The organism is Wocania arenilitoris (assembly GCF_021728535.1).
GTDB classification, from domain to species: domain Bacteria; phylum Bacteroidota; class Bacteroidia; order Flavobacteriales; family Flavobacteriaceae; genus Wocania_A; species Wocania_A arenilitoris.
Genome location: NZ_JAKKDU010000011.1, coordinates 124,112 through 148,120, shown reverse-complemented (window position 1 = coordinate 148,120; position 24,009 = coordinate 124,112). Strand labels below are relative to the sequence as shown.

Here is a 24,009-nt window from a genome sequence, read left to right as displayed (position 1 = left end):
TCTTCAGACCTGCTGGTATTTTGCGCCCATTTAGACATTACGTAAGCATTCTGTTCTGCCCAAAACTCATTTTTTAAATGAGGCCCCAGCCAGCCTCCCCCACGAGACCAGGTCCAAACACCAGCAAATATACTGGAATCTTTTATATCATTCAAGCATTGGGTTTGTTCTGGCTCCATAAGATAATCATACTCTTCAAAACCTTCAATCACACCTTTTGCAATGTAATTGGGATGAGCCTGCTTCCCTTCATACTCTCGCTGACATTGAACCTCCACGATCTGTTGATGTTTTCCTTTTCCAAGAATCTGGTTAAAATCATGTGTTCGGAGAAAATCACCACGAGTATGCTTAATTGAAAAAATTAAATTGGGGTGGGGTTCTACCTGGTTAGTTACCGCCAAATAGGTTGAAAGATTATATTGAAAAACATCATGAACCCAATTTCTGTAAAACAATTTTTTATCTCTTTTCACACACACCTCTTCCCTCAACAATTTAATTAATTCAACATGATCAGGAATACTTAATTCTCCTCCTCTAATCGGGCTATTACCCAAATGAAAAGGCGTATCGTGCAGATAGGTTTCTCCAAAACGAAGAACAAGCCCATCCAGTTCTGGAAAAGTATTGAAAATCTCATCCAACTGAATTCTCAAAATTTTCTTGGTCATTTCTTTCCTGATGTCGGGCTTTCGATAGTTTTCTGAATCCACTTTATCTATAAATTCATCGGCAACCATTTGTTTACCATACTTTTCCCAAACTGATTTAGGCACTACCAGAAAATCTGTAAACGGACATAGATCAATGTCTGCTTTTTTCGCTTCTCTTATCTGCTGTTTTAATTTTTTAGCATTAGCCAATATCCATTCTCTCTCTTCAGAACCTTCAGGTACTATCCCTTCTTCCAAAGAATCGTAAGTAATGCCGCATTGCACAAACCAATGTGGCGTAATGCCACCATAACCAAGCGATTCCAAGAATTGTGTATTGTTAAATTTAGAAACACGAGGGGGAAGTCCTGGATTATTATGAACAAAATCCATTACGTATTTCAAGCTTGTGCCAGACTTCTCATCTTTTTCTTCTTTTTGTTTGCAAGAAAGGGCAATTGCAAACAATGCTATTACTATAATTAATGAACTGAATGTTTTTTTCATCTTCTGTTTATTTGATCAAAAAATTTAGTGATTTATAAATATGCCGTGAAGAATTGCCAACTTCAAGCATATAATTTCCTTTATTTACTTCATACTTCCCTGTCTCGCTATTATACCAGTACAACCGATTGGCAGGAACTGAAATCTCAAGATACTGTTCGTCGCCTTTTTTTAAGCTTACACGCTCGAAAGCTACAAGCGATTTTATAGGACGGTTATAAAAATCTGGTGTAGCAAGGTAAACCTGTATTACTTCATCTCCATCCATTTCTCCCGAATTAACGATATTTAATGACAAGGATATTGTATCTGCTTTTTTGAATTTATTTTTATTCAGCTTAATATCTGACACATTAAAAGTAGTATAACTCAACCCATACCCGAAAGGATAGGAGACATCACCACTAAAGTATCTATAAGTCCTGCCATTCATTGAATAATCTTCAAATGGGGGTAAATCATTTACCGAATGGTAGAATGTAAGAGGTAACCTGCCTCCCGGATCTTCATCGCCAAATAACACATCAGCAATGGCATTACCACCCTGCTCTCCAGGGTACCAGGCCCACAGTATGGCATCTACATAGGGTTCTATGGCATCTAAAGAAAGTGCGCTACCTCCCATTATAACAGCTACCAGTGGCTTACCACTCTTCTTTAAGATTTTAACAAATTCTATTTGATTTTCGGACAGTTGCAAATCGTTTTTATCTCCACCGTACTTACTGAGGTAAGCATCACCCTGTTCTCCTTCGAGCAAAGCATTCATACCCAAAAAAGCAATGGTTACATCGTTAGAACCCGCCATCCAGGTGCCCTTAAAATTCATATCATCGGCAAGTTTACAACCTTCGTTATAATTAACTGCAACACCTGCGTTAGCGCGGTTTACTATTCCTTCAAACGGTGTTACCCATTGTCCTGAAAAACCATTATAATTTCCCATAAGAGCTTCTAAACTGGTTGCATTAGGGCCGGTTACAAAAATACTTTTGGTACTCTTCTTTAAAGGCAATATACCGTTGTTTTTGAGCATGACAATCGACTTCACCGCAGTTTTTCGTGCCAATGCTATATGTTCGGGCGTTGCCACGTCTTTGTTACCCAAATTAGCCCAGGAAGTTTTATCTTCTTCATCGAACCAGCCCAAACGAAAAAGTATCCTCAACGCATCCGATAAAGCAAGGTCAATTTCTTTCTCGGTAACCAATCCCTGTTCTACTGCCTCGTTAAGTTTATTGAATGTACTTCCGCAATTTATGTTTACAGAATGTTTTAAAGCAAGTGCTGCAGAATGCACATCATCCTTTACTATTTTATGGTATTTCCAGAAATCATAAATTGCACCACAGTCGGATACAATATACCCGTTAAAATTCCAGTCGTTTCTTAGAATTCCGTTCAACAACGTGGGGCTACCACAACACAATTCATTATTTGTACGATTATAGGCACACATAACACCCACAACCCCAGCATCTACAAGGGTTTTAAAGGCAGGTAGATAGGTATTGTACAAGTCGTTATCCGAACTAACCGCATTAAATTCATGCCGCACTGCTTCCGGACCGCTATGCACAACATAGTGCTTTGCACAAGCCGCACCTTTTAAATAAAAAGGATCATTACCCTGTATGCCTTCCACAAATGCTTTTCCAATAGCGCCCGACAAAAAAGGATCTTCACCATAAGTTTCCTGTCCGCGTCCCCACCTAGGGTCCCGAAAGAGATTAACATTTGGAGACCAATATGTTAACCCAAAATAACGCCCGTAATTACCAATCTTTTTTGCTTCGTTAAATTTAGCTCTTCCTTCATCAGAAATTACAGTTGCAACCTGATGAATTAAATGGGTATCGAATGTAGCTGCCAAACCAATCGCCTGTGGAAAAACAGTAGCTTTTCCCGCACGGGCAATACCGTGTAAACATTCATTCCACCAATTATAGGGAGGTATTCCCAGCCTTTCAATGCCTTTTGACTCGTGAACCATTAACGAAACTTTTTCTTCAAGAGTCAACCTTTGGATTAAGTCCTCAATCCTTTGTTCGGTTTCAACTTCAGGATCGTTAAATACATGTTGAGCATTTATATTCCATGCTAATCCTAAAAACACAAGAAACAGTAAATAGTTGATTTTTATCGTTGTAGTAAATTTGATGTTCCTTCCTTTTGTTTTCATATTAATCTTAATTATACTTTGATTCCCAATAAAATTCAATTTCTTCCAGACTTTTCCCCTTGGTTTCCGGAATCTTAAATCTTACATAGAAAAAGCACAGTACACAAATTCCACCATACAACCAGAAAATACCATGTGCTCCCAAGGCATTATTTAATACAGGGAAACTATATGTAATTAAAAAACTGGCAATCCACATGGAAGTAACAGTAATAGAAGCAGCTGCACCTCTTATTCGATTTGGAAAAATCTCTGACACAAGCACCCAAAACACTGGTGCCAATGTAAGTGCATAAATAGCAATGGCTGTTACAATTAAGACAACTAACGAGAATCCTTTGAATCCAAAAAAGTAAAAACCTCCTATAAATAAAAATGTTATGCAAAGACCTATAGAGCCAAGTAACCAAAGGTTTCGTCTACCCCATTTGTCAATTATTTGTATAGCAATTATTGTAAATACTAAATTTACAACACCTGTTAAAATAATATTAAACAAAGAGTCACTTACACCATAACCAGCACTGGTAAAAACTTCTTCAGCATAATTAAATACAATGGTTATACCACACCATTGCACCAAAAAGGCAAGACAAATTCCTATTATAATCAAACGTTTATTTTTTCGTTGTAGGAGTTCTTTTATGCTAATAGATTTATTTGATTCAGAAAGTGTTTCTTGAATTTCCTCTTGTATTTTAAGAGCATATTTTTTTCCTCCAATATCTCCTAACACTTTTAAAGACCTATTTTTTTGGTTGTTTTTAGTTAGCCATCTTGGACTTTCCGGAATGATAAAAATCAGGATAAAAAATAAAGACGCTGGAATTAATTCTACCCAAAACATCCATCTCCATCCAGTTTGCCCATTCCATGAGTTTACTATCTCCACATCCGTCATGCTTACTGGAACGGGCTCTGCAATAATATAATTAAGAATTTGTGCGGCAAGAATACCAACAACAATAGCCAATTGGTTAAGAGAAACCAGTCTACCTCTATATACAGATGGAGATACTTCTGCAATATACATAGGAGAAATAGTAGATGCTAATCCTATACCTAACCCACCTAAAATACGAAAGCCAATAAACAGGTTAAAATCATTGAACCAACCAGTGCCTGCCGCAGATATTATGAATAAGAAAGCAGCAATGCCTAATGGTCTTTTACGTCCTAAACGTTCAGTGATCTTTCCAGCTGATGTAGCACCAATAATACAACCTATTAAAGCACTTGACATTGCCCATCCTTGCAAACTCGGAATATCTGCAATATCAAAAAAACGTTCGTAGAAGGGTTTTGCTCCTCCAATTACAACCCAGTCATAGCCAAAAAGCAATCCTCCGAGAGCAGAGATCATGGATATCGTTAAAATATATTTAAAATTTAGTTGATTTGATTTGCTCATTTTCTTATACTTTTTGAAAAGGTTTAAATGCTTAGGTTTTATTTTGTTTATAAAAATCAAAATTGTTTTCAAAACGATATTCTGTTACTTGTTTAAAACATTCGTCTGGATGCAAAAATATAGATGCAAATGTTTTGTGGTTTGGAGCATCTGAAAACCCTTGACATTCAAAACATACTCCTGAAAATGGTTTGTAAGCAGCCCCAGATCTTCCCTTGCTAGTTGTATTTAAAAATAATCCCGTATACAATTGCATTCCAATAGCATCTGTATATACATTCATGGTACGTCCACTTTTAGGTTCTTGTAACGAAGCAACTTTTTTAAGATCTTTTGTGAAATTGTCTAATAAATACATTTCCCCATGAGCGTATGTGTCTATTTTTGCCATTCTTTCAATTGGAGCAGCTTTTTTATAATCGGTTATATCTGCTACTGTTTTTTTAAGATTTCCTGTTGGTAAATAATTTTGGTCTACTTCTGCAATCAATTCAGAATCGATTGTCAACAAATGATTGAGAATAGTTCCTTTACCTTCTCCTGCCAAATTAAAATAAGAGTGGTTCGTAGGACATAGCGGTGTTAGTTCATCTGTTGTTGCTTCATATTCTATACGAATTCCATTTTCTTTTGTCAAAGAATAAGTTACTCTCATTGATAAATTTCCTGGATAACCTTCTTCTCCATTTGGGCTATGATAAGTTAATTCTAAAACCTCACTATTATTTTTTGTAACAATCTTTGCATCCCAAACGCTTTTATCGAAACCTTTTATACCTCCATGCAAATGAGTCTCACCTTCATTTTGGGTTAATTGGTACGTTTTCTTTCCATCATTAAATTTACCTTTTGTCAATCTTCCTGCAACCCTCCCTATTATGGCTCCGGCATAAATATTTTCTTTTAAGTAAGAATGAACATCTTGAAATCCTAGAACAACATTTGCATACTTTCCAAACTTGTCAGGCACATAAAGTTCGGTAAGGATACCACCAAAATTAATGACCTTTGCAATGAGTCCGTTAGTATGTTTTAATTCATAGCAATCTATCAGATCTCCTGCAGGGCTCTGTCCAAATTTGCTCTTTTTTATTTTACACTCTAGATTCATTCTGCTTGTTAGGTCAAATTGGATTTAATCATCTTGCATAACAGCAGATCGACCTCCATCTACTAGATATGTTGCTCCAGTTATAAATCTGGCATACTGAGAAGATAAAAAGGCACAAAAACCTCCTATTTCTTCTGGTGTTCCTATTCTTTTAACTGGATGTAATTTCTCTGTTCGTGTTCGTTCTGCATCTGCATCGGGAAAACTTTCGAACCATTTTTTGTTTTGCTCTGTGTCAATAAATCCTGGTGCAATACAATTGGCTCTTATAGATGGGCCCCATTCTATAGCCAAACTTTGTATTAAACCTCTTAAAGCTGTTTTTGTTACACTATAAGGCGAACATCCTGGTATGGTAGAGAATCCATGATTTGAACCAATAATCACAATATTTCCCACATCACTTTTCTCCAAGTATGGTTTGCATAATTTAGCAAGACGCCAATGCGAATTTAAATTCAAATCTAAATTATAGTTCCATTTATCTTCAGAACAATTTTCCAGTCCTTCAAAAACACCTACCCCAGCATTAGAAATTAAAATATCCAACTTTCCAAATCTATCTATCGTTCCTTGAACCATAGCCTTTAGTTCGGCTATATTAGTCACATCTGTTTTCATAAAATGAATTGGACGTCCTAAACTTTCAGCTTTTTTTTCAATATTAAAATATTCATATTTATTCCCTTCACTTCTTGCACATCCGGAAATATAACAACCAGCATCTAGTAAAACGGAGGCTACACCTGCCCCTATACCTTTACTTATACCTGTAACCAGGGCTACTTTATCCTTTAAATCAATATGTAGTGCCATATACCTATACTATTTAAATTTTTAAAACCCTATGGAAGCACCTCCGTCAACTGGAAGTAGTACACCGGTAATAAATTTTGCTTCTTCAGAACATAAAAAGCTTGTTGCATTTGCTATATCTTCAGAGTCACCAAATTTATTCATAGGAGTCCTTTCCAGTATTTTTTGTGCTCTATCTTTATTATCTACCAATGCTTTTCTGAGCAAAGGGGTATTTATCCAACCTGGTGCAATGGCATTCACTCGAATGTTCCAACCAGCAACCTCTGATGTTAAAGATCGTACCATGCCTACATAAGCACTTTTTGCTGCCGCATACGAAATTACTTCTGGTAATCCTATAATCGCCGCCATAGAGGCCATAAAAATGATGTTTCCTGAATTTTGCTTCTTCATAATGGGTAGCACTTCACTCACTAATGAAAAAGCTCCAGTAACATGCACGTTCAGCATTTTATTAAATTCAGCTACTGACATCTCTTCGGTTGACTTCTTCTGATGAATTCCTGCGTTGTTGACCAATACATCTATTCTATCATGTTTATTGTAAATAGACTCAATAACATTTTTTGCATACTCTGTATTTGTAACATCATGAACTTTATAAGCACATTTCTCACCGAATTCTTTTTGAGTTTCAATAAGTCCCCCCTCATCAAGCCCAACCAATTCCACAAAAGCACCTTGACTTAAAAAGGTTCTTGCTATTTCCTTTCCAATGCCAGAACTACCTCCTGTAACTACAACAACTTTTCCGCTGTGTCTATTTGCATCCATTTTCTTATTCTTTATACCGTATTATAAATTCTTCGTTCCAAGCGGTTCCTACGCCTGGATTTTCTGTAGGCGTAAATGTTCCGTTCTCCAATACTAGATCATTATCCCATAAACGTTGGTAGGATTCAATATCACTTTCTGGCAACATATATTCTATAATGTCCACTCCAGGCACTGCACAAGCCAAATGCAAGTGTAATTGGTGAAATACATGGCAAGCGACTGGGATGCCTCTTTGATAAGCAGCTTTGGCTATTTTTATAAAGGTTCTTACACCACCACAAACTGTTGCATCCAACCGTAAAACATTAACTTTCCCTTGATCCATCAACCTCAGCATATTTAAGTACCCTGATTGCTCATCCCCAACGGCTATGTCTATTTTTGTATTCTCACTTAAATATCGAATATTCTCGTAATCATCTGTCAAAAAAGGATCTTCTATCCATTTCATATTTAAATCTTCCCATTTCTGGACTTCAACAGCATATGTTTTTGCATCTGTTTGTCCCCAAACACAGTCGATCATTAACGGAATTGACATAGGTAAATATTTTCTACAAGTTCTTAATCGTTCTCCATCTTTAAAAGCATCTGTTGTACTTGCTATTTTTACTCCTGCTGGGTTATAAGTCGCGTATAATTCCATCTCATCAGCTAAAGTTTCTTCTGTTTCGTTAGATGTTGGATACCCACCAACCAACATTGTTGGTATGGCTTTAGACTCGCCGCCTAAATATTTGTATAAGGGTTGTTTTTCTCTAATAGCCAATAAATCATACAAAGCACAATCAAATAAACTCAATGCCCTAAAAAAGATACCGTTAGTACCTAGGCAAACATTTGCCTTTGTTGTTAAATTGTATAATTCCTCATGATTATCTAAACTTTTGCCTTTCCATATTGGTATGATATTGTTATGTACAACTTCTGCAACAGGTGCATTTCTTGAAAGTCCGTAAGAAGTTCCAACGTTACCTGCTTCGTCATAAATACGAACAATGACATAATGTCTATCGGGAATTTCAATAGCCCCTAATTTTAAAGGTCTTCCAAGCGGAACACGCACATAAAATGATTCAATCTTGGTTATTGTATTTTTCATTTTATCCCCTATAGTGTTTATTCGATTGCACCAGCAGCACCGTAAGTTGTGTAACCCCCATCAACCATCATGGCTTGTCCTGTTACATATTCTGAAAGATCAGAAGCAAAGAAAACAACTGCTTTTCCGATATCGTTTGCTAAGCCTAAGCGTCTCATAGGAATTCTACCTTTGATGACTTCTGGATCTAATTTTCCGCTATCTATGTAAGCTCTTAACAATGGTGTATCGTGATACCCTGGACAAACAGTGTTCACCCTAATATTGTATTGCCCCCAATCTACTGCCAAATTTCTACTCAAACCTAAGACCGCTGTTTTGGTTGCTGAATAAACGGTACGACCAGGCATTGCCTGAAAAGAAGCAATGCTTCCTATGTTTATGATACTTCCTTTTTTATTCTTTATCATGGTATGAGATACATCTCTAGACATAAACATTACAGAATTCAAATTTACATTTACAACATTCAACCATTTCTCTTCTGGCATATTTTCGGCTTCACTATGGTACTGAACACCAGCATTATTTACCAAAATATCGATTGTCCCAAAAGTATCTAGTACTTTCTTAATTGCTGCAATTCTTTCTTCTCCGTTTGTAACGTCACATCGAATACCTATGTGCCCTAACCCTGATAGATTCTCAGCTTGCTTAGCTGCGTTTGTTGCATCTAGATCAAGAATGGCCACTTTAGCACCATGCTCGGCTAAATAGGTCGCTGTACTAAGTCCAAGTCCTTGACCTCCTCCTGTTACAATTGCTATTTCATTATCTAATAATCTCATTTCTGACCTATTCTTGTTTTAATTTTATTTTTTGATTTGGTGTAACCACAATTTTTTTTGTAGCTTCTAAATATTTAATGTACCCATTAACTGCATACAAATAATGGGAGTTTTCTGTCGCATCCCATGTGGAAACTTGCTCACATAATTCTGTGAGAATCTCTTCAAAAGACCTTTCTCCTTTTTCTAAAATGGAAGTCACAATTTTTAAATCCCGAAAAACAACTTCTTCACTTTTATCTAAAAAGGCAATAAATTCTTCTTTGCCAAGAAGCGGCCAATGCCCTGTAAAACACTTATTTACATTGAAAGACCTAGCTTTTTTTATTGAGTTTAAATACAAAACTATATTTTCATGTGTTGGTGGCATTGAAGGTTTTCCATCTATGCTTGGTGGCCCGTCTGATAAAAAAGCATCTCCCAATATGTAGATACCGTCTTTTTTTCTTGAAATTCCAATATGACCTGGACTATGGCCTGGAAGTAATTCTATTTGCCATTCATCCCCGTCGATCAAAATAGTTTCTTGATCCTCAAGCGTACGATCTACTTCAAAGTCCTCTCCACAAACATCCAATAAAATATCTAAAACTTCTTGAGAGTATCCAAATCCAAATTTTGGTCTAGCAACATCGTATCTATTTTTAACCAATAGTCTATGATCTTCTGAGTACCTTTTATCATTTGCATGACAACATATTTCTATGCTTGGATAATTTTCTTTTAACCAAGCTCCACTACCGAGGTGATCTGCATCGGCATGCGTAATAATGAGCCTATTGATCTTTCCTTTTAACTCTCCATCCGCAATCCAAGAGGCTACCGAATTTGACAAACCACAATCTATCAATGTCCACCCATCAGCTTCTTTTATCGCATAAAAATGCACAATCCGAATTCCTATTGGCTGAGAAAAACGATACACTCCCAGAGCTTCTTCTTTTACTTCTCTAATATACATCTCGGTTTCATTTATAATTTAATGGTCTTTAATTGTATCAATGTCTCTTTTAAACTCGCTTGGTCATCCCACCATTTTTGAAGACTATTTCCGATCGCCAATTCTACTTCATGGAAACCATCGTATTGAGGTCTTATGTACCCGTTCTCCATATTTGGTTGTAGGTCCTTATAGAAATTGTTCACTTCTGCATTAATTTGATTATCCTCCCAAACCGCCTTTACTGCTGGCTGCCCATAATGTGGAGGGAAAATTTCTTTTTGGACTTCGTCCGACATTAAATAAGCCCCATAATCAACAGCCTCCGGAATGTTCTTGCAGGAATACGTTAAACCAAGCCCTACACCTCCTATAATAGCTTTTGGACTTTTGTTATGATTAAACATTGGCACTTGTGTGATGTATAGGTTTTTACCTGCATGGTTTGGCCCCAAATAGTTTACATATCCAAATATTGATGGTGAATATAAATATTGTTCATTTTCACAAAATTTATCATAAATATCCCACGGACCCCATTTTGAGGATTCTTCAGGACAAAATTGTTGTAAATCTTTTAATAGTAACAATACAGTTTTAGCTGCATCCTCATCAATATTCTCTTTCCTTAGGTCATGAAAAGCTGGTTTACCATAGGCTGCCATCATAGACAAAAACAAGCAAGAACCCAATACGCCTTGAAGTGATAAAACCAACGGTGTTTCAAACCCTTTTGCTTGTGTTTGAATCGCCCATTCTTTGATTTCTTCCCATTTTGTTGGTAAAGCTACGTCTGCTCCAACTGTTTTTTGGTACAAAGCACAATGTGAGGCAGCATCCAATGGTAATGCCCATTGTTTGCCATTGAAATTATATGATTCTACAGATGGTGCAACAACCCTTTGTTTTAGTTCATCCATGTACGAACTTGATAAATATTCGTCCCAAGGCAATAACCATTTATTGCTGCAAAGTGTGCCCGTCCAAGGGTGATCGAACATGATGAGGTCATAAATACCTGTACCTTTTTTAAAATTATCTAATATTCTTTCCTCAAATTCGTACCAGGGATATTGTTCCCAAACAATTTCAATGACTGGGAATTTCTTATTATATTTTTTAGATGCTTCTATTAATGGATTATATCCTCGTGGGTTCTTCCATGTTATACCTCTCAAAACAACCATACTACTTATCTTATTGGGCTTAAATCTGTTGCTGATAAAAATTCTGCTGTTTGAGTTATATAATACTGTCTGCATTCTGCTAAGTATTCCAGAAAGCCAGGATGTGCTAATAATGCATTTCTCATTTCCTGTCTATGGTTCATGTCCTTAAACTCCCATATGGTAATTATTTGATTAACAGTACCCGTTTCAGTAGTCCATTGCCCTACCATTTTAAAGTAAGGATCCAACATCGCTTTTCCCTCTTTTTCCCACATTTCCAAAACTTTAGAAACCGTTCCCGGATAGCATGTATATGTTCTTAATTCGTAAATCATTTTTTATTTTTTTAATGGCTAAAAATATATTACATAATACCAAAATGTTCAAAAGCATCTTCCGTACTCATACCTTTCTGTAATGCTTTCAACACCTCTTTTTCTCCTCTTGCTTTTTCAATAGCTCCTGTAAAGGCAGGTACAACCACGTCCTTAGGCACAATAACCACACCGTCTCTATCTCCATAAACAACATCTCCCGGATGCACCCTAATTCCGTTAAAAGTAATGGGGCAATCATAATCAATTACTTTTCCTCTAGGACCTTGATCTTGTGCATATGATCCACGACTAAAGGTCGGGAATTTCAATTTTAATATTTCGTTTGTATCGCGGTGATAGCTGTTAACAACAGCGCCAGCCCCTTTTAAACACATAGCACGGGTGCTCATTAAACCTCCCCATTGGGCATATTCCAAAGATCCTCCATCACAGATATATACTTCATTTTCTTTCAAACTATCTAATGCCTCAAAAATTAATCCAAATGGTTTTGCTACCTTTTTATTATTGGTAATAATACTTTGAGGAATTTTTTCCACATCACATTCAACAATTGTTTTGGCTCTTCCAATAACAATCATCTCGACTGCCACCGGTTTTATTTCTGGACCGATAAATTGTTTTACATACCCAAGTTGATCCAAGATATCACCTACCAAGGCTACAAATAATTCTTGTCTTGCTATGCTGAATAATTCTTCATCATTTTTCCAAAGAGGAGAATCCATATTTTTTATATTTTAAAGTTTCGAATATCAAATTTATAAAATGGTAAAGGTTGCATAAAACCCTTTAGAGAACAGGTCTAATAATCTTCTCTCTGTCTAGGTTGTGGCAAATTCTTTAAGCTTAAGGCATGAGCAACATAGAAAAATTAAAAACTTAACTACACCTCTAAATAACGTTATGGAGAATAAATCCTCACCATTGCACAGCCTCTTTTCAAAGGAATTTTCAACCTTCCTCTGCTTGTTTTAATTGTTGTCCATTCTTTTTCTCCTGGATGTATTATTTCAATCTTATCTGTGTTTTTAATGCCTTTAACTTTTAGGGTAACAACATTATCTTGTCCAAAGGTTACTGGAATTATGATCCCTGAATCGGTTTTAAATATATTGGCTTTTGCTTTGTTTCCTACTACCTTAATAACCCCCGGTTCCAGTACCCAGTTCTTGCCTTTCATTACCTTTAACAATTGTCCATAATCTAGGTACAACTGGTCTACTTCTTCATCGGGCAGTAAAGCATGGTCGTTCGCAGGGAATGGAGCCATTGGGTACATCCCCAGATGAAGGTGTTTCTGCATAAATGCGTCAAAATCGTTGCCGATAGCTGCTTTATTATGGCACCAGCCTAACAGCGGCTTATTAACACATAGAAAAGCATTGGTATTGATGGACGCAGCTACATCGCCAAATTCATCAAAAATCCCATCAACTTGTTTTATGTCGTCCAATCGTTTTACATGGTTATTTATAAAAAGAACCTTATTTTTATCATGAAGTATTGGTGCAATTTTATTGATAATAGAATTCCATGACACATGCAAAGACCTAGCAGGAGCATCGTTAAACCAGGATACCCCATCATCCCTGTGAGTATTGTAGTGCCTTGTCCAGTCCAACCTGTCGATGGTTATACCCTCGAAATGGGGGAGTTTTTCGATGTAGCGGTTTATCTGTTCAACCAGGTGATTTGCATACACGGGCTCACCGGGATCAACAACAATACTCCTGTCCCAAGAATAGATATAATTCGTATAGGTAGTGTCATGCGGATAGTAAAGCACTGCCGGCTCAAGTTGTTTATAGAGGTAAGTATTGGAATTTACCCATTGCTTACGTTCTGGCAACCTCATGTTATATTTTCCCTTTTCCAGGATATTGCTCCCGAATTCGGTAACATTAAAATAGCTCAAAACACGAAACCCCTTCTCCTGCATTTGCTTGTAGTAATCGTCTATTTTTTTGAAAGTTAAATATTCGCCTCGCCAACTCAACCAGCCTTCATCATGGTTTACATCAGGCAAAAACAATCCCATGTAAGGAAAGGGAAATGTGGCATCCCAGTTGGTCTTATAGGCCATTTTTTTCATCTTGTCCACATCGAAATCGCCTGTTTCGAATGAATAGGAAGAAGTTCCACTAAATTCATGGACATTGGGATTAACTGGGTTAAACCAATCCTTAAATTTATCTACATACCAAGCCATTGAAGATCTCCAGTCTGCTTCATGCAGGTTTATATAGGTAGAGAAACTCAACTCCTTTCCCGGGGTGAAACGGTTATTGTATCTTGAAAAAATGAGCTGATTTTCATTGGTAACTTCTAAACATGCCTCAACCCCTATGTTTTCTGGAGAGAACCCCAACGAAACGCCGATGTTTTGTTTTTCGTTATACAAGCCTATTACAGGTACCGAAAAGTAATTACGACGGCTGCCCGGATAAAAATTAATCCATGGGTCAAAATTATCATCCTTCTCTGGATCTCCATAAATAGAACCTCCATAAATCAATTTTCGCGGAAACAGCGGTTGAGTAACCAAAGGATCAGCCCAAACGTTCGTTGGCAATTTATTGTCGGTAAGAACCACCTCGCCATTCAATATCTTTTCGTCAGCTGCCTGTAATAAATGAACGCCTTGCTTTTCCGGGCGTGGGTCGCCCCAGGTGGTCCAGTATTTTAAACCGGGTTGGCTTATTGACCAAATGGTTTGCACGGGAGTACTCCATGGGGCATTGCCTTCAGGTAAAATTTTCAGTTCCCATCTCAATAAATCATTTTCAAAACTAAAGACCTCTGTGGTATAAAGAACTTGGGTATTATCGTTAACCACTTTCTTTTTTACGATAAGAGCCTGCTGCTCTTCATCAATGGAAATAACTTCGGACGAACAACCCACAAAAACAGTAATTCCCTTAAAAGGAATATTTCTTTTACTTTTTTTATCGAAAATAGAATAGATTTCGCCTTTTAAAGTAACCGTTAACCGAATGTTTGATGATTCTATTTCATAAGTACCAGGATTCTTTTCTGCAGAAACAGGTGGTGCAAACAAAAGAAAAAGTATTACGAAAAGCATAAAAGGTAGGATTTGCATCCAGCGTTTTTCCAATTTTTTCATAACAAGTTTTTATTATAGAATTTTATAGTGAGAAGTAAGGGGTCCTTTTTCCATTCTTAATTAGAGTTTTACAGCATGCTTTTGAATTTTATTAATTTATTTCTTCTATGCCTTATCTGGTAAGCGGGTCATTTTTTCTTGTTACTCTAAATGAATAGTATTACAGAAAAAATCCTAATAACCCTTCTTTTATTTTTTTCTTTTAACATTTTAGTCCTTTAGAGAAATATATATTTTGAATATTAATCATTATTGGCAACCAATAAAAGCTAGCATTTGCCTAAAGTTGATTATTAAAAGATAGGAGATTTCGCTAACATAGATGGACACACAACTAAGTCCAAAACTTAAAAAAAACCGGAGCCACTATAATTATCATTAAACTCCGGTTTTTACATCTATTATACTCAAAAAACATTAATTATCATAAAGACCATCTGGCACTTTATCTTTTTCATTTTGAGGTATTGGCAAATAATTATAACTGTCATCAAAACTATAACCAATTGCATTTAGTTTCGAAACCAGTAAGTTATGCCTTTTTAAGTCAGCATATCTTTTTCCTTCAAACACAAACTCTGCTCTTCGTTCAGCTAATACAGCTTCTACAAAAGCATCCATATTAGGAACATCTGCCATTTCAAGATCATCTAACCCTGCCCTGTTTCTAATTTCATTGATCAAATCTAATGACTGCTGTTGCACAGAATTTACTGCCATTGAAATAGCCTCAGCATAGAGCAATTGAATTTCTGTGAATCTTAACACCTGAATATCCTGTGTCCAAATGTTTCCAACTTGCCCAAAATCGTACTTTCTGTTTTCAGCAATTCCGTCAATATCAAAACCTAGGGTTTCATCGCGCCTAATATCTCCGTCTTCAAATGATTCAAACAAGCCTGATTTGTACATGAATACCTCTTGTGTTGTATTATCTCCTCTAATATATAAAAGTTGCTGTGCAAAACTATTGTTATTTGCAAGTTCGCTATTAATTACCTGAAACATAAATTCTTTGCTGGTTTTTTCAGCAGCGGTTGTCCACATATCTGTCCATACCGGTTCCAATTGATGTCCACTATTGTTATAAATTTCCTGTAAAACGGGAACTGCTGCACTCCAGTTATTTTGAAGCATTAAAGCTTTTGCCTGAAAAGCCATGGCATCATATTTGTCTAACTTACCAAAAACAGAAGACGTTGGCGGAAGCAAACTTGCTGCCTTCTGAAAGTCGGCAACAGCTTGTGCTAGCACCTCATCTTCAGAAGAAAGCCCCAGTTCTAATGCCTCATCAGAGGTGATTACAGATGTAACAAGTGGCACCTTTCCAAATCCCAGTGTTAACCAATAATAAGCATAGCCTCTAAAAAATAATGCTTCTCCACTAACAACATCTTTTACAGAACTTGAAATTCCTTCTGTCACTTCAAGTCTATCAAGAATATTATTGGCAGGATAGATAAGACTGGAATATGTACCCCATAGAAAACTTCCAGTATTGGCGCCCAAAAGGTTTGTAGATAACTCCTGATACGTATAATTGTTAAATTTTAAATTATCAGCCCTATATTCCATGTTAAAAGGAATTCGAGTGCCAGGAGAAGACCTAAATCCAGCATATACACTTACAATGGCTGCCTCAAAATCACCATCTGTCTTATAAAAATCAGCTTCATTTGCGTAAGTAATCGGAGCTAGGTCAACAAAATCATCACTACATGAAAATGTTCCAAAAAACATTAAAGTTATAACCGCTATTTTAATTATATTTTTCATTTCAATTACTATTTAAAACGTTACATTTAATCCAAATATTATTTTTCTCGCTAATGGTGTAGAACCATAGTCGTATCCGGAAACAAGGTAATTGTCTCCACTGCTTATATTTACTTCAGGATTATATCCGATATAATCTGTTTTTAAGAATAAATTATCTCCAGTAACATATAATCTTAGCTTTTGCAGTTTCATGCTTTCAGTAATATTTTTAGGAAGTGTATAGCCTAAAGAAATATTCTTAATTCTCCAAAAATCGCCATCATGCAACCATCGTGTAGTTGCAAAGTCGCCGTTTGCACCTCTAAAACCATTAAATATGCCAGGAGTTTTGCCATCTCCTGGTTCTTGTTCCGAACGCCAGCGGTTATTCCAGTTAGCGGTCATAGCAAGTCCTAGACCCAATGGTGTAAAACCTTTATCATAATAGCGTCCCTGAGCAAAGAACACTTTATTACCACCGGCACCATTTATAAATATACTCAAATCGAAATTTTTGTAAGTAAACTCATTAGTAATACCAAAGTTGTATTTGGGCTGTGGTTGCCCAACAAAAGTACGGTCATCATTGTCAATTGTGCCATCATTATTGATATCTGCCAATTTTACATCACCAGGTATTTGCGTTCCCCAGGTTGCAGATGCATCTACCTCGGCCTGATTCTGGAAAATTCCAATTTGTTTGTGCATATAAAAAGCGCCAATAGGATGGCCAATACCTGTATAACTGGCATTCGTAAATCCATTACCTGTAATTATTGGTGCTCCTTCTGGCCCCACTTTCAGAACTTCATTCTTATTGGTATAAAAGTTTAACCGGGTATTCCATTTAAATGGTCCATTAATAATATTGCGCGAACTAATATCGAATTCAAATCCTTTATTACGAACCGAGCCCAGATTTTTTAACTGGCCGCCAAAACCTGTTACCAAAGGTATGGGAACATTAAAAAGTAAATCATTTGTTTTATTGTTGTAGTATTCAGCTGTTAAACTTAATCGGTCATTCCAAAACCCTATATCAAGACCAACATTGGTTGCCTCAGTCTTTTCCCAACCTAAATCAGGATTTCCAAGGCCAGATGTACGGTAACCACTTACAATACTTTCATCAACACCAAGCACCGCGTTGGAAGCCGATACTCCTGCAATTGAAGCATAGTTACCTATTCGGTTATTACCGGTTTCACCCCAGCTATACCTTAACTTAAGACTTGATATCAATTCGCTATCTTTCAGGAAATTTTCTTTATGCAAATTCCATGCAGCCGATAAAGATGGAAAAACACCCCACTTGTTGCTAGCTCCAAAGCGCGAACTTGCATCTCTACGTATTGCAGCTGTAAACAGATAACGACTATCAAAGTTATATGTAAGTCGACCAAACATCGAAATCATTGACCACTCAGAGGCACTTTCACCCCAGCCATATATATCAGTTGCATTATTAAGGGTTTCAGATAATTCATTATCATATCCCCTTCCAGATATATTAAAACTTTCAGAATATACTTTTTGACTACTATATCCTGCCAAAACGTTAAATGAATGCTTATCAATTGTTTTCGCATAATTTAAGGTATTCTCCCATAGCCAATTTTTACCGATTGACGAAGAAAGGCTTCTTGAAATGTTACCTTGCCCCGGAATCAAACCAACGAACGTCTTACTTTTGTCGAAACCATATAAAATGCCCCCGCTTGTTTTAAAATTTAATCCATCAAGTATATTCAGCTCAATAAAACTATTAGCCACCACCTGAACATGTTCACGCGTTGGTTTTATATTGTCAATTATCATAAATCGAGGTCCAATTGCTGGATGCATATTGTAATATGCCGAATAATCGTTCTTTATTTGATTGGTTTCGTAATCGTAATAGAACTCATCAGTTTTAACTAAGGGTCCTGCCCAAAGCATCCAGTTTGTATTACTGTCTTTTCCTTCGGCCCCATTACTGGAATAAAAAGATCGGCTTGGATTTAAATTTAATCCAATTTTCAGTTTATCGTCAAACACTTTAGTCTCTAGGTTTGTCCTAATAGCTATTCTATTAAACTCAGTATTTCTAGTAATACCTTCTTGGTCTAAATAATTTATAGACATGAAATACTTTGAACGGTCATTTCCTCCAGAAGCAGTTAAAGTATAGTTTTTAATTGGAGCACTTTTTGAAAAAAGATAGTCATTCTTATCATAATTCGGAAAGTTTCCGCTTATCCATTCTGGATCAACTCTCCGGTTAGGAGGACGAACATCATTTGGATCGGATGCATTTCCGCCGGCTTCAACCCATAACCTATTTCTTACCTCTGTTTCCATTAACCCCTGTTCGGATGCATTCATAAACTTTAGGAGTTTTTCGGGTGATTGAACCCCATAGAAGGTATCGAAAGTGAATTTAGTTTTTCCTGAGACGCCTTTTTTAGTGGTGATTAGCACCACACCATTAGCTCCCCTTGAGCCATATATAGCTGCTGAAGCCGCATCTTTTAAAACTTCAATTGACTGAATATCACTAGCATTAATATTTGCCATTAAACTTGCATTCTCTACAGGAAACCCATCTATTACATATAAAGGATTGTTTCCTGCATTAATAGAACCAACACCTCTAACAGTAATTCTGGGAGCTGCACCTGGGATACCACTTGCTTGTTGCACTGTAACACCAGATAATTGTCCTTCTAATGCCTGATCTAACCTAGTAATTACTCTATTTTCTAAATCTTCCCCTTTTACAGTAGCAATTGCACTTGTTAAATCTGACTTTTTAACAGAGCCGTATCCTACAACAACCACTTCATCAAGGCTTGCAACATCCTCTTGTAAGATAACAGAAATCTGTGTTTGGTTACTCACCTCAATTTCCTTTGTTTTAAACCCTAAATAAGAAACCACCAAAACAGCATCTTTATCTGTAACTTCAATGGAGAACTTACCATCAAAATCTGTTTGGGTTCCATTTGCTGTGCCTTTTTCTGTAATATTAGCTCCAGGTAAAGGTTGGCCATTGGCATCTTGAACAGTTCCAGAAACTTCGAATTTTTGAATATTTTTTTTAACACTCTGCCTTTCTTTAATTAGAATATTATTATTGCTTGTTAATGTAACCTCGAAATCACCTTGAGATAAGCTTCTTTTTAATAATTTACTCGTTTTTAAAATTCCTTTTTTTAAGTTTACTTTTGCGTAACCTTTAAAAGTCCCTTCTTCATAAAAGAATTTGTAATCTGTTTGGTCCATTATAAGATCGAAAACCTCATCAACAGTCAACACCTTATCTTCTTTTATTTTTACTTTAGAATTTTGAGATATTACATTATTAGGAATCGACGCAAAAATGAATGAACAAAACAAGAAAATGAATGTTCTCATAATCGTTTTTAAAAGCCTGTTTATATTAATAAAACGGGCATTAGTTAGTTTAATTTTCATAAATTTGTATGTTATTAGTTATTTAAACAATTTTATTTAATTGATAATGTTAGTAAGGGGATAGAGTTATAAACTTTTGCGGGTTAAACTTTATCCTCTATTTTAGTTACTTTATTTCATAGGCAAAATGTTTTTTATTTAATAATTTATAACCTCTTTAATCAAGGCTCTACAAATTTTATTAGATGTCTAATAAAATGAATGCGCTATTTATTTTATTATAATGGTTTTATCCATTACTTTATAATCGGTTATAGTACCCGACTTCATAATTGATAAAATTTCTTCAATACCTTGGTTTTTTGCCAAAACACCTTTAAATTTTAATAATTCTAATTCTTTATTTTCGAAAACGACCTCAATATCATACCATCTTGATAACACTTTCATAATGTCTTTTAAATTCTTACCTCTAAAACTAAAAACACCATTTTTCCAAGACACTACGGATTCCACATCGACCACTGCTACAGTTGTTTTATTAGTTTCTGTATCTAATCTTAATTGTTGATTTGGAGTTAAAACTTGATTTAAATCATCATCATTAGTCACAGCAACTTTTCCTTCAACCAATGTGGTGTAAACATGGGTCTCGTCCTTATATGCACTAATATTAAACTCTGTACCAAACACTTCAACATCTTGTGATTTATTTATAACTTTAAATTTGGCTCCTTTATGCTCAGTACTCGGTGATACGTCAAAATAAGCTTCACCATAAACCAGTTCAACTGTTCTTGTTTCACCATCTGCAAAACTTACAGGATATTTAAGTTGAGAATCTGAATTTAACCATACTTTAGTTCCGTCTGATAATGTCAGTGAAAATTCTCCTCCTCTAGGAATTGTTAAATAATGGTGTTTAATTTTTGATGATTTGGTCTTGCTTGAGGTATATATAATCTTTTCTCCAGTGCTATTTACAAAACCTTTTTTATAAGATTTCCCCTCTTCAAGAGCTATATGAGAGCCATCATCTAAAGTAAGAGTTGCTTTATCACTTCCAGGAACAATAATATTATTAGTTATTACTTCTGGAATTTCTTCCTTTGTGTTATTTACTAATTTATCTCTAAAGAAAAAGCCAGAAACAAGCACTCCTATAAAAACAGCAGCTGCGGCATATTTAAATACGTTTCGAAATCTGTTTTTACGAATTCTATTTTTCTCGTTCCTTATTTCTTTTAAAACTTTTTCAATAACATCTTTGGGATCGGGGTTATTAATGCTAAACATAATGGCATAATGGTCTTTTAAATATTCTTTAAATATCAGCCTATTGCTTGAGACCTCAACCCATTTTATAAGTACATCTAAATCTTTGGCTGTTGCAGACTTAGAAATATATTTAATAATACGTTTTTCTATTTTCTCAGAAATCATTTCTATTTATTACTTTCTTATTAAACTACAAAGTCGTTTTAAAAAACCCTAGGTTTTTTTTGTTATTTTTTTTATTACTATAATTTATAATACATTTAGCATAAAATTAATACTCATCTCCATATGATTAATAATTTTAAGAACAATACTTTTTTAATAGACAGCCTAAAGAAAGGCAATGAAAAAGCATATACGTTTTTAATAAATACATATCATAAAAAATTATTTGTTTATGCTTTAAGTCTAACTAACGACTATGCTATGACTCAAGACTTAGTTCAAAATGTGTTTTTAAGAACTTGGGAATTGCGATCTAATTTAAAAAGTGATTTTCTTATTAAAAATTTTTTATATAAATCGGTTTATAACGAATTTGTTAATCAATATCACAGAAATAAATCCATTTCTGTTTTGGAAAAAGCATATGTTGAAGCTCTAAATGAAGTAAAAAATGAAGATTACCAAGAATTACTAGTAAATAAAACAGCGTTAATTTCCAATGAAATTGAAAATCTACCAAAAAAGTGTAAGCGTACTTTTTTATTGAGTAAGAAAGAAGGGCTTACCAATATTGAAATAGCCGAATATTTAAATGTTTCTATAAAAACTGTTGAATATCATATAAACAAAGCTTACAAACTAATTAGAAAAGGTATTGAAAAAAAGGCTCATAAAATACTGTTTTTTATTTTAGGGAATGGGTGGGATTTTACAAAACCTTAAGCCACTCTATACTAGTATCTTTAGAACTTTTCTTTTTATTTAAGTTGTTTTTCAGGTGTTCTGTATGCCTTTTTGGATTATCGGTTACCACACTTCATTTTCCCAATAGTTTCTTTTAAAATTTATCAAAAAACGACTTCTGTAAAAGGATACACTTAACTCAATATATCATTACGATACTCTGTTGGTGTTCTGCCTGTATATTTTTTAAACACAGAAGCAAAATAATTCGACGAAGAAAAATCAAGTGCGAATGCTAAATCCTGAATGGAATCATAGTTGCTAAAGTTTTCTTTTTCATAATTGATTTATTCCTCATAATAAATTCTCCTGAAGGAATTTCAATTTCTTTCTTAAAACGATGTTTAAATCTAGTTTTAGATAAATTTAACCGATCTGAAAGGTCGTCGATTGACAGTTCTTTCATAGGGTTGTTTTTGATGTAATTTTCAATATTGCTTATTTCCTGTGAGGGAGAATTGTCCATCTTGTTTTTATGGGATGCATCAATAACAATTAGTAACCATTGAAGAAAAAGACTAGTCAAATGTTTTTTTGAATTTACCTTTTGGTTAAGGTTGTAAAATTCGAAAATGTTTGAAAAGGTTGTTGCGGTTTTTGCATTACCTTTAAAATGGTAACTACGGAGATTAAGAAAAGTGTTAATAAGGTGTTTAGTTTCAATTAAAGGTAAATTGTACTCATCTTGACTTTTTTTTAACCGAAAATGAGGCAAAATTTCTTCAAATTAGGCACTTTTAGAAAGGCATCGCATTGCTACGGCTGAAAAAAAAGGTTTTTTTCTTTTTGGTAGTGATCCTTCCATTTTCCAGGTACTGTTCCTGTGTAACGTTTAAAAAGGCGGATGAGGTAGGAGGAATTACTTAAGCCTGAAAGTTCTGCAATTTTTTCCAGTGAATGATTGGTTGTAATGAGAAGTAATTGGACGTTTTCAATTCTTTTTCTCTGTATAAATTCAATTGGTCTGCTTTTGGTTACCTGCAAGAATAACCTTGAGAAATAATCTGGCGTTAAGCATGCTTCTTGAGCCAATAGTTTAACCGATAGGTTTTTATTTAGATTGTTGTTGATGTATTGGATGGTTTGAATTATTCTTCGGGAAGAAGTATCGTTATAGTCATTATTTTCTTGAGATAAGGGCTTAAATCGCGAAAAAAGCTGTAGTAAAATACCTTGACTCTCAAATGTGTTAGAAAGAGGCTTCTCAGATTCTGTTTTTTTACATCTGTCCAGATAATTTAAGTTGTCATATTTTTGAGGATTAGGATCAGAAAGCCCCATATCTGGATTAAGTTCCAATATTCTGTAGATTAAGCATTTATCATTTTGATCTGCATCCAAAGTAAAAACATGGTTGCGAAAACCATGCATCTTTAATTCATTTTGCAGCTGATTGGAGAAAATTATGTATATCATTTGCAGACTGTTATCGCAGTAATAACTACAGCTGGTATAATCGGGTATAAGTATTAATCTATTTCGAGTAAGATGATATTCTTTGGAGCCATGAAAGATTGAACCTTTTCCATCCACTATATACAACATCCGAAAAAACGGACTGCAAACATTCTGATAATTCCATCTCCTGTCAAGCAATACTTTTTCGATATTTAGGATTTTGAAAGGAAGCAAGTTTGATGAAGAGTACATACTTATTGATTTACAATCTGCAATTTAATTAAAAAGTCGGATTTGTGCAATTATTACCCTTATTTGAATACAGGAAAAATAGCAAATGATA

The 24,009-nt window shown here is 35.2% G+C and carries 19 protein-coding genes and 2 pseudogenes; 1 reads left to right on the top strand and 20 read right to left on the bottom strand.

The annotated features are described in order from the left end of the window. From L3X37_RS10655 to L3X37_RS10580, 16 genes and pseudogenes are all read right to left on the bottom strand, one after another. Positions 1 to 1,163 (bottom strand): annotated as a pseudogene (locus tag L3X37_RS10655) (hypothetical protein); the annotation flags it as partial. Between the two features lie 7 nt (positions 1,164 to 1,170). Further along, positions 1,171 to 3,345 (bottom strand): glycoside hydrolase family 3 C-terminal domain-containing protein, encoded by a 2,175-nt coding sequence (locus L3X37_RS10650; RefSeq protein WP_237240156.1) that lies wholly within the window; start codon positions 3,343 to 3,345, stop codon positions 1,171 to 1,173. Positions 3,346 to 3,352: 7 nt separating this feature from the next. Beyond that, positions 3,353 to 4,756, bottom strand: coding sequence for a sugar porter family MFS transporter (locus L3X37_RS10645; protein WP_262910809.1), 1,404 nt, complete (start codon positions 4,754 to 4,756; stop codon positions 3,353 to 3,355). 31 nt (positions 4,757 to 4,787) lie between these two features. Further along, positions 4,788 to 5,867: an aldose epimerase family protein gene (locus L3X37_RS10640; RefSeq protein WP_237240154.1), complete on the bottom strand. Its 1,080-nt coding sequence runs from the start codon at positions 5,865 to 5,867 to the stop codon at positions 4,788 to 4,790. A 24-nt stretch (positions 5,868 to 5,891) separates the two neighbouring features. Further along, the gene (locus L3X37_RS10635; protein ID WP_237240153.1) at positions 5,892 to 6,683 is read right to left on the bottom strand and encodes an SDR family NAD(P)-dependent oxidoreductase; all 792 of its coding nucleotides are present in this window, start codon (positions 6,681 to 6,683) and stop codon (positions 5,892 to 5,894) included. Between the two features lie 21 nt (positions 6,684 to 6,704). Further along, positions 6,705 to 7,460, bottom strand: coding sequence for an SDR family NAD(P)-dependent oxidoreductase (locus tag L3X37_RS10630; RefSeq protein ID WP_237240152.1), 756 nt, complete (start codon positions 7,458 to 7,460; stop codon positions 6,705 to 6,707). Positions 7,461 to 7,464: 4 nt separating this feature from the next. Further along, complete coding sequence (locus L3X37_RS10625) at positions 7,465 to 8,565, bottom strand: mandelate racemase/muconate lactonizing enzyme family protein (RefSeq protein ID WP_237240151.1); 1,101 nt, start codon at positions 8,563 to 8,565, stop codon at positions 7,465 to 7,467. A gap of 17 nt (positions 8,566 to 8,582) precedes the next feature. Continuing rightward, the gene (locus L3X37_RS10620) at positions 8,583 to 9,353 is read right to left on the bottom strand and encodes an SDR family NAD(P)-dependent oxidoreductase (protein ID WP_237240150.1); all 771 of its coding nucleotides are present in this window, start codon (positions 9,351 to 9,353) and stop codon (positions 8,583 to 8,585) included. A 7-nt stretch (positions 9,354 to 9,360) separates the two neighbouring features. After that, positions 9,361 to 10,314 (bottom strand): MBL fold metallo-hydrolase, encoded by a 954-nt coding sequence (locus tag L3X37_RS10615; protein ID WP_237240149.1) that lies wholly within the window; start codon positions 10,312 to 10,314, stop codon positions 9,361 to 9,363. Positions 10,315 to 10,325: 11 nt separating this feature from the next. Continuing rightward, on the bottom strand, positions 10,326 to 11,480 hold the full coding sequence (locus L3X37_RS10610) for an ABC transporter substrate-binding protein (RefSeq protein ID WP_237240148.1): 1,155 nt from the start codon (positions 11,478 to 11,480) through the stop codon (positions 10,326 to 10,328). A gap of 5 nt (positions 11,481 to 11,485) precedes the next feature. After that, complete coding sequence (locus L3X37_RS10605; RefSeq protein WP_237240147.1) at positions 11,486 to 11,797, bottom strand: NIPSNAP family protein; 312 nt, start codon at positions 11,795 to 11,797, stop codon at positions 11,486 to 11,488. Positions 11,798 to 11,826: 29 nt separating this feature from the next. Continuing rightward, positions 11,827 to 12,528 (bottom strand): RraA family protein, encoded by a 702-nt coding sequence (locus L3X37_RS10600; RefSeq protein WP_237240146.1) that lies wholly within the window; start codon positions 12,526 to 12,528, stop codon positions 11,827 to 11,829. Between the two features lie 176 nt (positions 12,529 to 12,704). Then, on the bottom strand, positions 12,705 to 14,927 hold the full coding sequence (locus L3X37_RS10595; RefSeq protein ID WP_237240145.1) for a hypothetical protein: 2,223 nt from the start codon (positions 14,925 to 14,927) through the stop codon (positions 12,705 to 12,707). Positions 14,928 to 15,344: 417 nt separating this feature from the next. Continuing rightward, complete coding sequence (locus L3X37_RS10590) at positions 15,345 to 16,703, bottom strand: RagB/SusD family nutrient uptake outer membrane protein (RefSeq protein WP_237240144.1); 1,359 nt, start codon at positions 16,701 to 16,703, stop codon at positions 15,345 to 15,347. A 12-nt stretch (positions 16,704 to 16,715) separates the two neighbouring features. Continuing rightward, positions 16,716 to 20,141 carry a SusC/RagA family TonB-linked outer membrane protein gene (locus L3X37_RS10585; protein ID WP_237240143.1) on the bottom strand — a complete coding sequence of 1,142 codons (3,426 nt, stop codon included), beginning with the start codon at positions 20,139 to 20,141 and terminating at the stop codon, positions 16,716 to 16,718. A gap of 210 nt (positions 20,142 to 20,351) precedes the next feature. Then, positions 20,352 to 21,524 (bottom strand): FecR family protein, encoded by a 1,173-nt coding sequence (locus L3X37_RS10580; protein ID WP_237240142.1) that lies wholly within the window; start codon positions 21,522 to 21,524, stop codon positions 20,352 to 20,354. Positions 21,525 to 21,647: 123 nt separating this feature from the next. Between L3X37_RS10580 and L3X37_RS10575 the strand changes: the two genes are divergently transcribed. Next, positions 21,648 to 22,247 (top strand): RNA polymerase sigma factor, encoded by a 600-nt coding sequence (locus L3X37_RS10575; protein ID WP_237240141.1) that lies wholly within the window; start codon positions 21,648 to 21,650, stop codon positions 22,245 to 22,247. A 155-nt stretch (positions 22,248 to 22,402) separates the two neighbouring features. Here L3X37_RS10575 and L3X37_RS15445 read toward each other — a convergent pair whose 3' ends face one another. The 4 genes and pseudogenes from L3X37_RS15445 to L3X37_RS15440 all read right to left on the bottom strand — a co-directional run. After that, positions 22,403 to 22,516, bottom strand: coding sequence for an AraC family transcriptional regulator (locus L3X37_RS15445; RefSeq protein ID WP_369409897.1), 114 nt, complete (start codon positions 22,514 to 22,516; stop codon positions 22,403 to 22,405). Then, the gene (locus tag L3X37_RS10570; protein ID WP_237240140.1) at positions 22,504 to 22,674 is read right to left on the bottom strand and encodes a hypothetical protein; all 171 of its coding nucleotides are present in this window, start codon (positions 22,672 to 22,674) and stop codon (positions 22,504 to 22,506) included. The genes L3X37_RS15445 and L3X37_RS10570 overlap by 13 nt, the downstream gene beginning before the upstream one ends. A 350-nt stretch (positions 22,675 to 23,024) precedes the next feature. Further along, positions 23,025 to 23,639 (bottom strand): helix-turn-helix domain-containing protein, encoded by a 615-nt coding sequence (locus L3X37_RS10565; protein WP_237240139.1) that lies wholly within the window; start codon positions 23,637 to 23,639, stop codon positions 23,025 to 23,027. A gap of 36 nt (positions 23,640 to 23,675) precedes the next feature. Further along, positions 23,676 to 23,918: pseudogene (locus L3X37_RS15440) on the bottom strand (AraC family ligand binding domain-containing protein); the annotation flags it as partial. Between the last annotated feature and the right edge of the window lie 91 nt (positions 23,919 to 24,009).

Coding starts and splice junctions, on each gene's coding strand:
- L3X37_RS10635 (WP_237240153.1), bottom strand. CDS start 6,683: ATGGCACTACATATTGATTTAAAGGATAAAGTAGCCCTGGTTACAGGT.
- L3X37_RS10580 (WP_237240142.1), bottom strand. CDS start 21,524: ATGATTTCTGAGAAAATAGAAAAACGTATTATTAAATATATTTCTAAG.
- L3X37_RS10615 (WP_237240149.1), bottom strand. CDS start 10,314: ATGTATATTAGAGAAGTAAAAGAAGAAGCTCTGGGAGTGTATCGTTTT.
- L3X37_RS10600 (WP_237240146.1), bottom strand. CDS start 12,528: ATGGATTCTCCTCTTTGGAAAAATGATGAAGAATTATTCAGCATAGCA.
- L3X37_RS10590 (WP_237240144.1), bottom strand. CDS start 16,703: ATGAAAAATATAATTAAAATAGCGGTTATAACTTTAATGTTTTTTGGA.
- L3X37_RS10570 (WP_237240140.1), bottom strand. CDS start 22,674: ATGAAAGAACTGTCAATCGACGACCTTTCAGATCGGTTAAATTTATCT.
- L3X37_RS10645 (WP_262910809.1), bottom strand. CDS start 4,756: ATGAGCAAATCAAATCAACTAAATTTTAAATATATTTTAACGATATCC.
- L3X37_RS10650 (WP_237240156.1), bottom strand. CDS start 3,345: ATGAAAACAAAAGGAAGGAACATCAAATTTACTACAACGATAAAAATC.
- L3X37_RS10575 (WP_237240141.1), top strand. CDS start 21,648: ATGATTAATAATTTTAAGAACAATACTTTTTTAATAGACAGCCTAAAG.
- L3X37_RS10565 (WP_237240139.1), bottom strand. CDS start 23,639: ATGCATGGTTTTCGCAACCATGTTTTTACTTTGGATGCAGATCAAAAT.
- L3X37_RS10630 (WP_237240152.1), bottom strand. CDS start 7,460: ATGGATGCAAATAGACACAGCGGAAAAGTTGTTGTAGTTACAGGAGGT.
- L3X37_RS10585 (WP_237240143.1), bottom strand. CDS start 20,141: ATGAAAATTAAACTAACTAATGCCCGTTTTATTAATATAAACAGGCTT.
- L3X37_RS10625 (WP_237240151.1), bottom strand. CDS start 8,565: ATGAAAAATACAATAACCAAGATTGAATCATTTTATGTGCGTGTTCCG.
- L3X37_RS10620 (WP_237240150.1), bottom strand. CDS start 9,353: ATGAGATTATTAGATAATGAAATAGCAATTGTAACAGGAGGAGGTCAA.
- L3X37_RS10640 (WP_237240154.1), bottom strand. CDS start 5,867: ATGAATCTAGAGTGTAAAATAAAAAAGAGCAAATTTGGACAGAGCCCT.
- L3X37_RS10595 (WP_237240145.1), bottom strand. CDS start 14,927: ATGAAAAAATTGGAAAAACGCTGGATGCAAATCCTACCTTTTATGCTT.
- L3X37_RS10610 (WP_237240148.1), bottom strand. CDS start 11,480: ATGGTTGTTTTGAGAGGTATAACATGGAAGAACCCACGAGGATATAAT.
- L3X37_RS10605 (WP_237240147.1), bottom strand. CDS start 11,797: ATGATTTACGAATTAAGAACATATACATGCTATCCGGGAACGGTTTCT.